Below are 13368 nucleotides of genomic sequence, written 5' to 3' on the forward strand. Positions count from 1 at the left end.
TGGCGGCCATGGTGGCCCGATGCATCGCCTCGGCCTGCTCCATCGCCATCTCGGCCAGCCGATCGAGCATGCGCGCCGCCTGCTCGGCATCGGCGGAGGCCGGTGCGGCTGGCTGCGGAGTGGAGTCGGAGTGCGCCTTCTTCATAGAACATATCATGAACCAGAATCGCCGGTTAACACAATTGCAGATTGTGTTCACAGCCCGATTGCCAGGAGATCTGCCGTTTTCGGAGAGAAACCGGCTATCGCCGGGCGCTCGCACTGCCCGTCGCCCCGATGGGCCACTGGGCATGTGCTTCCGGATGACCAAGCCCTTGCGCTTGGACATGTCGAGTGCACCTGCACAGGTAGGGCGGGAAGCAGTCATTCCGCGGACCGGTTCGATGACGGAGAGCGCCATACGCGGTCATAGAGTTCGCTTACCGACGGCGGACGTCGACAGAACGTGAGGGATCCGGGTGCTTTCCGGCCTGACCCGGCCCAATCAGGACGCCCGAAACCGGCCGTCTCAACCGGCAGCTTGAAGCGGACATGGACCGGACGCGACCCAAGGCGGTCCCTCCGCCCAATGCAGTCGAGCGTCTGCACACCACCCCTTTACGCACGTCCACGAGCCTTTGGAACTCCTCTGGAGCGGACAGTCCCGCGTGGCGCTCAAAGAACACGGAACCGCCCATCCGCTCGGAAAATGGCCCGATGCTCGAATCGACGACCGAGGGCCAGGCTTGTTCAACCCCGCTACCGGATGCGGGCGACCTCCGCGTGGCGAGCCGCCTTCACTGGTTCCGGTGTCGTCCGGTTCGCGATCGCCTGCTGTTTTGTCGCTTCATCGCCGCCGACGACATGATCCTCGTCGTTCATCAAAGCCTCGAAGCCCTGCCTGGCGACGAGGGTCTTGTCGTTCTTCCGACCGGATCCGATCGGGGTGGATGCCATTCCGGCATTGGCATGGAAGTCGGTGTTCGTCGCCCCGGGCAGAAGGGCCGTAACCGTGATCCCTGTGCCCCGCAGTTCCTGACGCAGGGATTCCGCAAACGAAAAGCCGAATGCCTTCGAGGGCCCGTAGATGGTTTCATACGGCGTCGGAAGCGTCGCCGAGACCGACGAAACGATCAGGATCCGGCCCCGACCGTTGGGCAGCATGTGCTGGACGACGCGCTTTGCCATGTGGACGGTGCCGGTGATGTTGATTGCGATCAGCCGGAACTCGTCCTCGAGCTTGTTCTCGGCGAAGGCGCCGCCGATGGCGATCCCGACATTCAGTGCGGCGGCCTCGACCGGGCGGCCGAGGTCCGACACCGCGCTCCAGAAGCCCTCCACGCCATCATAGGTGGCGGCGTCTGCCTTGTGCGGATAGGCCTCTGCGCCAAGGCCGCGCAACTCGTCGGCAGCATCGAAGATCCGGTCGCTCGAACCGGAGATGGCGACGTCATAACCGTTCAGCGCGAACTGCTTTGCCAGCTCGAGGCCAATTCCGGACGACGCGCCCGTCACCATCGCCAGCGGACGATTCTGCTCCATCGGTTCTGCTCCTCATCATCGCGTCTGCGGGATCGCGCGAACGTCTTGCCGCTCTCACCGCGACCGCCGGTTGCGGCGACGCTCTCGTCGCGGCGGCAAGCTCTCGCCCTATGCAGATAACCATTCCGGATCGGCGGTTGCTCCTGGCGTCCCGCTCAATGCAGTGTTCACATGTCCTCAACACGCGAGTTGGCGGATCACGAATGCCCCGTTTGACCCGGACGGATCTGGGCGACCTCAACCTGTTCAGGGCCATTGCCCGGGCAGGCGGGTTTCGCCGTGCTGCGGCCGAACTCGACGTTTCCCCATCGGCGCTGAGCCATGCGCTGCGCGGACTGGAATCGCGGCTGGGGGTGCGGCTCTTCAACCGCACCAATCGCAGCGTCACCCTGACCGAGGCCGGGCGCGATCTGCTGGCGCGGCTGGAGGCCGGATTCGGAACCATCGAGATCGGGCTCGATGAGCTGAGCCGCTACCGCGGCGAGCCGGCAGGACAGCTGAAACTCAATGTCTTGAGCGACGCCGCGCGGCTTGTCCTGGCGCCGATGCTGACGCGGTACGTCACCGCTTATCCGGCGGTGCGGCTCGAAGTCGTCGTCCAGGACGATTTCGTCGACATCGTGAGCGGCGGCTTCGACGCGGGCATCCGGTTCGGTGGACGCGTGCCTGAGGACATGATTGCCGTGCCGCTGGGACCGGAGTTGCGATGGATCATGGTCGCGTCGCCACGGTATCTCGAAACCGCGCCCGCCCTGGAGGCGCCGTCTGACCTGGCGTCACACCGGTGCATCGGTCTGCGCACCGGGACCGGCGCGGTCTACCACTGGGAGTTGGAGCGGGCTGAGGAGGCTCTGCAGGTCAGGATCGACTGGGCGATCGTGGTGAGCGAGACCGCGCTTGCGATCGAGATCGCCGAGAGCGGGGGCGGCATCGCCTATTGTCAGGAAGGTCGTGTGGCGGCTCAGCTCGAGAACGGCACCTTGCGTGAAGTGCTGCCGGGGTGGAGCTCCTTCGGGCCCGCATTCCATCTCTACTACCCCAGTCGTCGCCAGGTCCCGCAGGCACTTCGGGCCTTGATCAGGCTGCTTCAAGGGAAATGAAGCCGCGGACATGCCGGCGGCGGCGTCGCCGACCGGCACGTTGCTCTACGCTTCGGCTTCGAATGTCAGCGGGCCGCATCGAACCATCGGCGGCTTGCCTCTGGGTGTGGTGCCGAGCGCAATTCTGCTGCCCATCCTCGCTGCGATCCTGGCCATCTCGGCTGTCAAAGCCCGGCAGCATAGATAGACGCGCAACGGCTACTTTCCGCCCTTTCCGGTCGTGGACGATCTCATCCAGATACATGATTCAAGCCGCCTCAGATGCCGGATCCCAGAAGAGAAGCGGACGGTCGATAACCAACATATCCTTGCCTGCCCGAACTCCAGACGGCCGACAGGTACCGATCCGGCGACCTCCGGCACCAGTCGAACAGGTCCGTGCTCCACCATCCCCCGCTCAGGTGTTCAAGAACCTTTCGATCCAGGATATCGATCTCATCGACATCGGTGAAGAAGCAGTGGCCGGCTGCGGAGGCGAGATCGTGCAGGAAGCGCATGTCGCGTTCATTACCGCTCCTTACCGATGTGCCAATCCAGCCACGTGCTGTTTCCGCCAATTCGAGCGGTCGTCCAACGGCGCGCGACATTTCTTCGGCCGAGCGTCTGACGAACGGCTGGATGATGTTGCTTTGGATGACGTGATCGAATGTTGCCTGGATCTCTGCCATCCTCACATGCGAGGCTGACAAAACCCGCTCCAGATCGCGACTGCTCCCGCCGATAACAAACGTCGCGCCCTCGAACGTTTCGATGCTGTCCAGACAATGGTAGCGCCGCGACTGTCCTTCCCATTGAATCTTCAGCGGCACAGCCGCTGGAAAGGCAGCCGAAACAGCTTCGCCCAAGCACCTTGCTCCTTGCTTTGACACAGTGAACCTCCTTTCCCAGTAGCTGGTCGCGCCTGACCAGTCCAGGTATCGGCCGTACTCCTGCATTTCTTCCAGCCGGCTTTGCAAGACGACTGCAGGACGACCGTTGATGGTCATGCCGGCCAGCTCACAGACTTGCTCGAACAGCATATCGCCGTGGTAGAGTGGTCCTATGCGAGCCTGCAGCAAGGTCTCCTCCGGTTTCTCGAGCCAGATCTGCAGGAAACCAGACCGATACTTGATCCCATAGGGTCGTCCCGCGGTCGTATACCCTTCGAAAATAAAACGCCCGTCGCCGCTGACCGGCTCGAGCAGGTCAAGTCCGAGCTGTGGCAGTTGCGGTCTTGTGATCAACCCTCGCATTGACGCCTCACCGCGCAACTGGGGCATTGGACGTGCCGCTGGATCCCGCGGAGCCATCTGGGCACAACTGATCGCAAGCTAGCGCTCGAAACGGCGTCCTCAAATTAGGCCTAATGCACTAGGCTGGAATTGGGCCATGCGTCGTGGCCTGCCGGCAAATTGCCTCGCGATCCGCCAGACCTGTCCGGGTTGGTAATGTTCCGCTCGAAATTCATCTCTGGGGAGGCGAGCTTCCGCTTTCCACCCTTCCCGGTCAGCCAGGCCGACGGCAGGCTACTCGAGAGCGGCCATCACACGCGGATCCCGAAGAGCAGACCTGACCCGATTCGACCCATTGCGGTCGGCCGAGGTCACTATCCATAGAATGGATGATGAAACGAACGTAGAGCCTAATAGATGAGCAGCGGTGATTTCGACGAACGCAACGGTCAGAACATCTTTGAAATGTGCGTCGCGAACGGCGGGCCCGGGTTCTGGATCCGTCGTACGACATGGGGCGATACCTGCGCCTGCGTGGTCCGCGTCGGCGCAATGACGAAGCCTGGACCCTATTTCGGCAATCCGTCCGTTCTGATGGATGTTTACAACTTGGAAGGCGTGCTCAAAGAGGGACTTGCGCCGGTACCGGTCCCAGGAACGTACAAGACATGGCAAAGGATCCCGCCACCACTCTGGGCTGGCCGAACAGCGATGCGGCAGCTCGATGATCCCGCCATAGAACAAGCGCTACAAGCCCTCGATCGCCGGCGTGACAAAGCTACACACGCAAATCTGCAATCAGAGGCAGATGACGGAAGGGAACGCGTGTGGCTTTCAGTGCCATTTTCGCGGAAGGATGAAGCCAAGCGCATAGGGGCGCGCTGGGCGCCCGTTGAAAAGCGCTGGTGGCTCTCGGCCGACGACAACGATGCACTTTCGAAGGCGCAGACGTTAGGTTTTCTTTAATCGGTCGATGATCAATCCCATCGCGCCGTCATCTCGACACCGGACACTCTCCGCACCGGCAGGTCCCCTGCAGAAGCGGTCACCTCGCCGGCGCCGCGATAGCGGACGCGCGCAAACCGGCCGCTGTCCAGTCCGAGTTGTCGGTTCGGCCGCCCCGAAAACGCCCGACGCATTCATTCACCGATGCTTCGCGATAGTAGGCGGCGACGGGGCCTTCGTTCTCGAAAAGCTCAGCACTCGCCGACCCAGCTCGGTGCCGTGGCGACCCGGTCCCGTTTTGATGTTATCATTCTTTCCGGTGCTTAACCCATCGTTGCCCGAAGGCGGGGCGCGCATGATGGCCTTCGAGATGCCAGCCAACGAGACCGAGCGTCTCATCGCCTTGAGGAGCTACAATCTCCTCGACACGCCGTCGGAATTCGCCTTCGACGAACTGACCGAGCTGGCGGCCCAGATCTGCGGCTGCCCGGTCGCTTTCATCAGCCTGATCGACGAGACCCGCACCTGGCTAAAATCGAAATACGGCCTGCCTCCCGCCTACACCGAGGTGCCTCGCGACATCAGCATCTGCGCCTCGACCCTGTGCCATGGCGACGTGCTGTACGTACCCGACCTGACCCAGGATGCGCGCTTCAGCGATAACAGGCTGGTGGTCGGCGAGCCGCATATCCGGTTCTATTGCGGCGTGCCGCTGATCAACCAGCAAGGCTATGCGCTCGGCACCTTCTGCATCGTCGATTTCGCGCCGCACCCGCTCGATCCCGGTCAGGTGGACGCGCTGCGCCGGCTGGCCCATCAGGCCGTCGCGCAGCTCGAGCTGCGGCGCAGCCTGGGCGAACTCAACCGGACGATGCAGTCCCTGGAGCGGGCCCGTGCCGAGATCGCCGAGGAAAAGGCGAAGTCGGATCGGTTGCTCCTCAACATCCTGCCGGAATCGGTGGCCCAGGAGCTCAAGGACAAGGACCGGGTCACGCCGCGTTACTACGAGTCGATAACCATCGTCTTCACCGATTTCAGCAAGTTCACGTTGCTGGCCGAGAGCATGGAGCCGGCGCAGCTGGTCGACACGCTCGATCAGTATTTCTCGGTGTTCGACGAGATCGTGCGCCGGCACGGGCTGGAGAAGGTTCGAACCATCGGCGACGCCTATATGTGCGCCGGCGGGCTGCCCGAGCCGAACCGCCGGCACCCGGTCGATGCCTGCCTCACGGCGCTGGAGATCCAGTACCGCGTCCTCCGCATGAACCAGGGGCGCCAGCGGCTTCGCCTGCCGCCCTGGGAGATGCGGATCGGCCTGCACAGTGGGCCGGCGGTCGCCGGTGTCGTCGGCCGGCATAAGTTCACCTACGACATCTGGGGCAATTCGGTGAACGTCGCCTCGCGGATGGAGGAGGAGAGCGCTCCCGGCCGGATCAACCTGTCGGAAAGCACCTATCTGAAGGTGCAGCGGTTCTTCGAGTGCACGCCGCGCGGGCCGGTCGAGGCCAAGAACAAGGGGCCGCTGCCGATGTTTTTCCTGGACCGGCTCCGTCCCGAATTCGCCGCCGATGCCGAAGGGCATCTGGCCAATGACCGCCTCGGCGACGAGTGCCGGCGCCTGTTCGGCGGCTGAGACCCGTGCGAGGGTTCTGTCTCGTTGTCGAGCGTGGCCGCTCTGAAACGAGCGTCCGCCATGCTCAGGCCGCCGAACCGCCACAGGGGACGTGCGGCATCTTCTCGCTTGGCGCCGCCGATCCTCGTGCGGGGCCGCGTCGGGCATGGGGGCCAATCCGGCCTGTCACGAGTCCGCTGCCCACCCTGCCGCCCGCTTGACCCGGCAGACGTGCGCCATTGGCCATTGGCGCGGCGCCCTGATAGCGGACATCAGCCAAACCCGCGGGATCCCTCCCCTTTCAGCCGGTCGAGCTGAAACGGGGCACCCGAGACCGGCCATCGCAGGACGGCCCCGAAGCGGTCATGACTGGACGGCGCCCATTGGAGACACGCGAACTGCGGCGTAAGGTGGGAGACGATGAAGATCCAGCGGAGCACCATGGAACATGTTGAGCCGTGGGCGCGGTTACGTGCTGCGCTTTGGCCGGACTATTCTGTCCAACACCATCGGAACGACGTGGTTCGCACTTTCCTGGCCGGGGACGGCCGAGCTGTCGCGTTCATCTGTGAAACCAATGAAGACGAAGTGATCGGATTCGCTGAAGGCACGCTGCGCAGCGATTACGTCAATGGATGCAAAACCTCTCCCGTTCTTTTCCTTGAAGGAATCTATGTTCTGCCCGGCCACAGGCAAAAGGGTGCGGCGCGACTGCTCTGCGATGCAATTGCCGAATGGGGCAAGTCTATCGGCTGTTCCGAGTTCGCATCCGATGCCCTATTGGACAACGTCGTGAGCCACAAGTTTCATGCGGCGCTAGGGTTCGAGGAGACAAAACGCGTCGTCTTCTTTCGTAAAAGCCTGTAGGACCACTCTCCACCCCTTCCCGTCGGCGCGACCAGGCGGGACCGCGCCATCTGCGGCCATGGAGGTCACTTTCCGAGAGGAGACATGGCCCAAGCTGGCTAGGGAACGCCGTTCCGGTCTGCCTAGCGCCCTGGCTGGCTCCCGAAACCGGTCGTCGAAATCGGCTCACCGGAGCGGACGCGACGGCTCCAAGCCGACATGGTTGTGGGCCCGCAGAGCGGACGGTCCTGGAAGCTCCGGGCCTTCACCTCGGCCCAGCGTGAGCGCGGTCAGTGTGCGCCACCGCAGGGAATCTCCCGCATCTTCGCCCGAAAGCGTACTATCTCCCGAAGTGGCACAGGGAGGCGCCGATGCCGATCTTTTTGGACCGGCACGATCTCAGAGGACTCACGGCCGCTGACATCGCCGAGGCGCATCGCAAGGACCTCGAGCTCCAGCCACGCTATGGGGTGCGCTTTCAGACCTACTGGTTTGACGAAGCGCGCGGCACGGGATTCTGCCTGATCGACGCCCCGGACATCGAGACGGCGATGAAGGTGCATGCGGAAGCCCACGGCAATGTGGCAGTCGATGTGATCGCCGTCGATCTCTCTGCGGTCGAGGCCTTTCTCGGCCGCGTCACCGACCCATCTCCCGCAAGCCCGGCGACCTCGACGGCGCATGACGCTGCCTTCCGGGCGGTCATGTTCACCGACATCGTCGGTTCGACGGCCATGACGACAAGGCTTGGCAATGCCCGAGCGGTGGAAATGGTGCGCGCTCACGACGCTCTGGTTCGTCGAGCGCTGCAGGAACGGGCGGGCCGTGAAGTCAAACACACCGGGGATGGGATCATGGCGGCGTTTGGCGACGTCGTTGCGGCGGCGGATTGCGCTTGCGGCATATTGGGGGCGTTCGAGGCCTTCAATCTTGCGAGCACCGAGAAGCTCCGGCTGCGGATCGGGCTCGACGCTGGGGAGCCAATCACCGACAGCAATGACCTGTTCGGCACCACCGTCAATTTGGCCGCACGCCTTTGCCAGTCCGCCGATCCGGACTCGATTCTCGTTTCCCAGACTGTTCGGGACATGCTTCCCAACCGCTTCGGCGTGAGCGAGCTCGGGTCCCGGCCGATGAAGGGGTTTCCCGTGCCGGTCGTCGTCTATTCAATCGCCTGGCAGTGAAGCTTGTCGGGATGGGGCAGGGCACGGCCTCGTTCGCCTTATCGCGCCACCTATCCCAGGCCGGCCCGCGCCATTTGCGGTCATCGCGTCTGCGCCCCGACAGCGACATTGACCGGATGTGAGAGGCCCGGCGCTTTCTGGCTGGCCCAGTCAGTCAGGACGCCGTACCGGCCGTCTCAACCGCGACCTCGAGGCGGACATGGCAGCACGCGATCCCAAGCGGAACTCTCTGCACCGCTTCCACTGCGGCAGATCATTGTTGCCGCGGGAAATGTAGTCTTGCGAGCATGCCGGTATTCACACGCCCTCAAAGGCGACTAGACAGCTGCGTGCATTGGCAAGGCGGAACGGTTTGACGACGGCGTACTCGCTTGAGCTGTACCAAGCTTGCAGCGTCGCCATGTCGGGAAACTCCAGCAGAACGAGCCTCGTTGGCGTCCAACTCCCCTCGAGGATCTCCTGGGCTCCGCCGCGAGCCAGGTAGCGCCCACCGAACTGCTTGATCGTCGACGACGCCTTCTGCTTGTATTCCTCATACGCCTGTGGGTCGTGGACCTCTATATCGGCGATAAGATAAGCGGCCATTCGAACGCCCCTTGCACGGTGACCTGGCCGCTATCGTCCCTCGCCGTCCTCGCTGATGCAATGGCCGCTTCCCGCCCTCCCGGTCGGCCAGGCGCGGCTCGGCTGCGCCAAAAGCGGTCGCCGCGCCGGCGCCCCGACACCGGACATTCGCCGCCCTCAGGAGATCTTCGCAGGCTTCTTCCCCGGGGCCGCTGCGCTAGGCGAGACGTTGGCCTATTTCGAGACTTATACCTACCTCGGCCCGCATTCATTCGACGATGACATCGCGCCTGCAAACAAGGTGGCAGGCAAGAAGCCGGCTACATTTGCAACATGGGCGCGGGAGAATTTTCGGCTCAAGACAGCTGCCCCTGCTTAAGCCATCACGGCGCTTCGAGTCACACACAACGTGCACGCGACGAATGGCCCACCCGTTCGTCGCGGGATACGCGAATCCGAGCGAGGGTATACAGCAGCGCGATCACCGCGGAGGCCGCCTCTTGCCCCATGCCGGATCGCGGCTTGAGGATGCGGGCGGAAGCGGGTGTCAATTTTCAAAGCCATTGCTTTTTAAATCTCCGCGATATAGCAAGAGCCAACTTGCAAAAAGGACGGATCATGGAGGAAACGATCGACGGCCGGTGGGGCGAGCTGCTGACCCGGCGCTATGCCGCGACCGTCGCCACGCTGTGCCTGGGCGTGGCGCTGTACGCGCTCAACGCCTTCCTGGTCTCGACCTCGCTGCCCACCGCGGTGGTCGAGCTCGGCGGCGTCGGGCTGATCAGCTGGGCCTTCACCGTCTTCCTCGTCGCCGCCATCGTCGGCGGCGCCGCCGCGGCGACGCTGAAGCAGCGCCTCGGCACCCGCCCGGCGCTGCTGCTGGCGGCGCTGGCCTTCCTGGCCGGCACGCTGGTCTGCGGCTTCGCCCAGTCGATGCCGATGGTGCTGGTCGGCCGCCTGTTCCAGGGCGCGGGGGAGGGGGTGATCGCCGCCGTCTGCTATGCGCTGATCCCGGAGATGTTCCCGTCGCGGCTGATCCCCAAGGTGTTCGGGGCCGAGGCGATCGTCTGGGCCGCCGCCGCCTTCGGCGGGCCGCTCTTGTCCGGCGTGCTGACCGAGACCGTGTCCTGGCGCGCCGCCTTCCTGATCAACGTGCCGCTGATCGCGATCTTCGCCCTGCTGGTCGGGATCGTGGTGCCGGCCGAGCGGGTTCGGAGCGGCGGCGGCACGGTGCCGGTGCTGCGCCTGCTCGGCTGCGCCGCCGGCATCATGCTGGTCTCGGTCGCCGGCATCGTGCCGCAGAGCCGGCAGGCGGCGCTGTGCGTCGCCGCCGCGATGCTGGTGCTGGCGGCGGTGGTGCTGGCCGACCGGCGCAGCCGCGACCGGCTGTTCCCGTCCGACGCCTTCACCTTCCGCTCGACCGTCGGCGCCGGGCTGTGGGTGGTGCTGCTGATGCCGGTGGCCCAGGCCGCGACCACGGTCTATCTCAACATCACCATCCAGCATCTCTGGGGCTACGGCCCGACCATGGCCGGCTATGTCAGCGCGCTGATGGCGCTGTCCTGGAGCGGCTCGGCCGTGCTGGTCGCCGGCATCGTCCGGCCGGAGGGGCAGCGCCGGCTGATCCGGATCGGGCCGTTCCTGCTGGCGCTCGGCCTGCTCGGGGTGATGGCGGCGCTGGCGACGGGCCAGCCCTGGCTCCTGATGCTGTGCCAGGTGCTGATCGGCGCCGGCTTCGGCATCTCCTGGGCCTTCCTCAGCCAGGCGGTGATGGAGGCGGCACGGCCGGGCGAGCGTGATTCCGCCTCGGCCCTGCTGCCGACGCTGCAATCCGGCGGCTACGCCATCGGCGCCGCGCTGTCCGGGCTGATCGCCAACGAGGCCGGCATGGCCGCGGCGCTGACGCCGGAGGCGATCATCCATGCCGCCACCTGGGTGTTCGGCATCGCCGCGCTGCTGGGGACGCTGGGGTTCCTCGCCAGCTTCGGGGTGCGGCCGGGGGGGAGCCCGTCCTGAAACTCGCCCCGACGGCCATCTGACGCGGTTTTCTCCGCTTCCGGTGCTCACGGACCGATGTCCGCTGCGCGCCGGTTCTCGAAAACCACGCCAGCTGACTCATCGGAACGAGTTTCAGAACGAGCTCCGCGGCGCCCTCTCGACTCCCCGCAGGCCCCGCCGCTACCGTCATGCCTCGGCAGAACAGGAGAGCGGCGATGCTGGCGAGTTCGGTCCTAGCGTTTCTCGGGGTGTCGGCGCTGGTCATCGTCACGCCCGGGCCCGACACCGCGGTGACCGTGCGCAACGCCCTGCTCGGCGGCCGCGCCGGCGGCATCTGCACCGCCCTCGGCGTCTCGGTCGGCCAGGCGGTCTGGGCCTTCGCCACCAGCCTCGGCATCGTCGCCCTGCTGGTGGCGTCGGAGCCGCTGTTCCTGGCGGTGAAATATGCCGGCGCCGCCTACCTCGTCTGGCTCGGGCTGCACGCGCTGCGGGCGGCGTGGCGGCCGGGCGAAAGCGGGGATGCCGCTGCCGCCGCGCGCCCGGTCCGGCGCCTCGGCCGCGGCGCGGCGTTCCGCCAGGGGCTGGTCAGCGATCTCGGCAATCCGAAGATGGCGGTGTTCTTCGCCAGCCTGCTGCCGCAATTCGTGCCGGCGGGCCAGCCGGCCTTCACCGCCTTTCTCGCCCTCGGCCTGGTGTTCAGCCTGATGACCTTCGCCTGGCTCGCCGCCTATGCCGTCGCCGTGGCCAAGGCCGGCGACGTGCTGCGCCGGCCGCGCATCCGCCGCGCCATCGAAGGCGTCACCGGCGTCCTGCTGGTCGGGCTCGGGTTGCGCATCGCAACCGAGCAGCGCTGACGGTCGCTACTGCGCGGTGGCGCCGGAGGCCTCGACGATCGGCTTGTACTTCGCGGTTTCGGCCTTGATATAGGCCGCGAACTCCTCGGCGGTGCTGCCGATCGGCTGGGCGCCCAGGGCCTCGACCTTCGCCCGGATCTCCGGCAGCCGCATGATCCGCTGCGCCTCGGCGCTCAGCTTCTCGACGATCGCGGGCGGCGTGCCGGCCGGCGCCAGCAGGCCCTGCCAGGAGGTGATGTCGAAGCCGGGCAGGAACTCCGCCATCGTCGGCACGTCCGGCAGCACCGCGGCCCGCTGCAGCCCGGTCACCGCCAGGGGGCGGACCGCGCCCGCCTTGGCCTGTTCCACCGCGGTCGGGATGTTGTCGAAGATCATCTCGACATGGCCGGCGACGACGTCGCTCAGCGCCTGGGCGCTGCCCTTGTACGGCACATGGGTCATGCGCGCGCCGATCTGCTGCTCGAAGGCGGCGGCGGCGAGGTGGATCGAGGTGCCGAAGCCGGAGGAGGCGTAGCTGTGGCCCTCCGGCTCGGCCTTCAGGAGCGCGATCAACTCCGGCACCGATTTCGCCGGGAAGGACGGGTTGACCACCAGCAGGTTCGGCAGCGTCGCCGCCAGCGAGACCGGCGCGAAATCCTTGACCGGGTCATAGGCCAGGTCCTTGTAGACCCACGGGTTGATCGCATGGGTGCTGACCGTGGCCATGCCGAGCGTGTAGCCGTCCGGCTGGGCCTTGGCCAGGAGCTCGGCACCGATGGCGCCGCCGGCGCCCGGCTTGTTCTCGACGATGAAGGTCTGGCCGAAGGTCTTGCTCATCTCGTCGGCCAGCAGGCGGCCGAACAGGTCGGTGTTCCCGCCGGCGGCGAAGGGCACGATGATGGTGACCGGCTTGGCGGGATAGCCCGCCGCCGCGTCCTGGGCGGAGGCGCCGGTCACGGGCAGGAGGGCGGCGGCCAGGCAGGCGCATAGCGCCAGGGCTGTCTTGGACATGTTTTTCCCCCTTCGATGATGGCGGCCTCGTGCGGGGCCGGCTTTCGCCTTCCACTATGCCAAAGGATCGCCACCCTGGCACCCGGAGGATGGCCATGTCGCAATCCCGCCGCGGTGTCGCCTTCCGGACAGTTCCGGTCGTCCGCGACGCAGCGCAAGCACCCCGGTATCACCATTTTGTCATCCAAGCGCCGGTGATGGCGCCGTGCTCACGGAGGACGGTGGATGCTGGGGTTCAATCGGTCGACCAAGGTTGTCTCGCTGCCGACGCCGAAGACGGCGGTGGTCGACCTGTTCCGCGACCTCTCGATCGAGACCGCGCCCGGCATCGCCGCCAAGACCGCCAGCTACGGTGCGCATCTGCCGGCCGGCACCCCGGTCTATGTCACCATGCTGCCGGGCGCCGATCTCGGCGAGATCGTGCAGACCGCGGCGCGGCTGCGCGGCGAGGGCCTGGTGCCGGTGCCGCACATCGCCGCCCGCAGCCTGGAGAGCCGGGCCCAGCTCGACGACTACCTGCGCCGGGGGGGGGGGCGGGGGGGG

At 65.7% G+C, this 13368-nt stretch carries 11 protein-coding genes and 1 pseudogene; 8 read left to right on the forward strand and 4 right to left on the reverse strand.

Annotated features, from left to right (window positions below):
* Positions 1 to 738 precede the first annotated feature (738 nt).
* The gene (locus AAHM41_RS34620) at positions 739 to 1521 is read right to left on the reverse strand and encodes an SDR family NAD(P)-dependent oxidoreductase (RefSeq protein WP_342241181.1); all 783 of its coding nucleotides are present in this window, start codon (positions 1519 to 1521) and stop codon (positions 739 to 741) included.
* Between the two features lie 203 nt (positions 1522 to 1724).
* Between AAHM41_RS34620 and AAHM41_RS34625 the strand changes: the two genes are divergently transcribed.
* The gene (locus AAHM41_RS34625) at positions 1725 to 2621 is read left to right on the forward strand and encodes a LysR family transcriptional regulator (protein ID WP_342241182.1); all 897 of its coding nucleotides are present in this window, start codon (positions 1725 to 1727) and stop codon (positions 2619 to 2621) included.
* A gap of 257 nt (positions 2622 to 2878) precedes the next feature.
* On the opposite strand, the gene AAHM41_RS34630 is transcribed toward AAHM41_RS34625, so the two are convergent.
* The gene (locus tag AAHM41_RS34630) at positions 2879 to 3853 is read right to left on the reverse strand and encodes a hypothetical protein (protein ID WP_342241183.1); all 975 of its coding nucleotides are present in this window, start codon (positions 3851 to 3853) and stop codon (positions 2879 to 2881) included.
* A 396-nt stretch (positions 3854 to 4249) separates the two neighbouring features.
* Between AAHM41_RS34630 and AAHM41_RS34635 the strand changes: the two genes are divergently transcribed.
* The 4 genes from AAHM41_RS34635 (at position 4250) to AAHM41_RS34650 (ending at position 8419) form a co-directional block, all read left to right on the forward strand.
* The gene (locus AAHM41_RS34635) at positions 4250 to 4798 is read left to right on the forward strand and encodes a DUF5710 domain-containing protein (RefSeq protein WP_342241184.1); all 549 of its coding nucleotides are present in this window, start codon (positions 4250 to 4252) and stop codon (positions 4796 to 4798) included.
* Positions 4799 to 5051: 253 nt separating this feature from the next.
* Positions 5052 to 6410 carry an adenylate/guanylate cyclase domain-containing protein gene (locus tag AAHM41_RS34640; protein WP_342241185.1) on the forward strand — a complete coding sequence of 453 codons (1359 nt, stop codon included), beginning with the start codon at positions 5052 to 5054 and terminating at the stop codon, positions 6408 to 6410.
* Positions 6411 to 6809: 399 nt separating this feature from the next.
* The gene (gene aac(6') / locus AAHM41_RS34645) at positions 6810 to 7256 is read left to right on the forward strand and encodes an aminoglycoside 6'-N-acetyltransferase (protein WP_342241186.1); all 447 of its coding nucleotides are present in this window, start codon (positions 6810 to 6812) and stop codon (positions 7254 to 7256) included.
* A gap of 350 nt (positions 7257 to 7606) precedes the next feature.
* Positions 7607 to 8419, forward strand: coding sequence for a nickel-binding protein (locus AAHM41_RS34650; protein ID WP_342241187.1), 813 nt, complete (start codon positions 7607 to 7609; stop codon positions 8417 to 8419).
* Positions 8420 to 8716: 297 nt separating this feature from the next.
* On the opposite strand, the gene AAHM41_RS34655 is transcribed toward AAHM41_RS34650, so the two are convergent.
* Complete coding sequence (locus tag AAHM41_RS34655; protein ID WP_342241188.1) at positions 8717 to 9004, reverse strand: DUF1330 domain-containing protein; 288 nt, start codon at positions 9002 to 9004, stop codon at positions 8717 to 8719.
* 597 nt (positions 9005 to 9601) lie between these two features.
* Between AAHM41_RS34655 and AAHM41_RS34660 the strand changes: the two genes are divergently transcribed.
* Entirely contained in the window at positions 9602 to 10999 is a 1398-nt protein-coding gene (locus AAHM41_RS34660; protein WP_342241189.1) for an MFS transporter, read from the forward strand.
* A gap of 197 nt (positions 11000 to 11196) precedes the next feature.
* Positions 11197 to 11835: a LysE family translocator gene (locus AAHM41_RS34665; protein ID WP_342241190.1), complete on the forward strand. Its 639-nt coding sequence runs from the start codon at positions 11197 to 11199 to the stop codon at positions 11833 to 11835.
* Positions 11836 to 11841: 6 nt separating this feature from the next.
* On the opposite strand, the gene AAHM41_RS34670 is transcribed toward AAHM41_RS34665, so the two are convergent.
* Positions 11842 to 12825 carry a Bug family tripartite tricarboxylate transporter substrate binding protein gene (locus AAHM41_RS34670; protein ID WP_342241191.1) on the reverse strand — a complete coding sequence of 328 codons (984 nt, stop codon included), beginning with the start codon at positions 12823 to 12825 and terminating at the stop codon, positions 11842 to 11844.
* Between the two features lie 225 nt (positions 12826 to 13050).
* On the opposite strand from AAHM41_RS34670, the pseudogene AAHM41_RS34675 reads away from it, so the two are divergent.
* Positions 13051 to 13368, forward strand: a pseudogene (locus tag AAHM41_RS34675) (hypothetical protein); the annotation flags it as partial.

The organism is Inquilinus sp. OTU3971, from assembly GCF_038440215.1.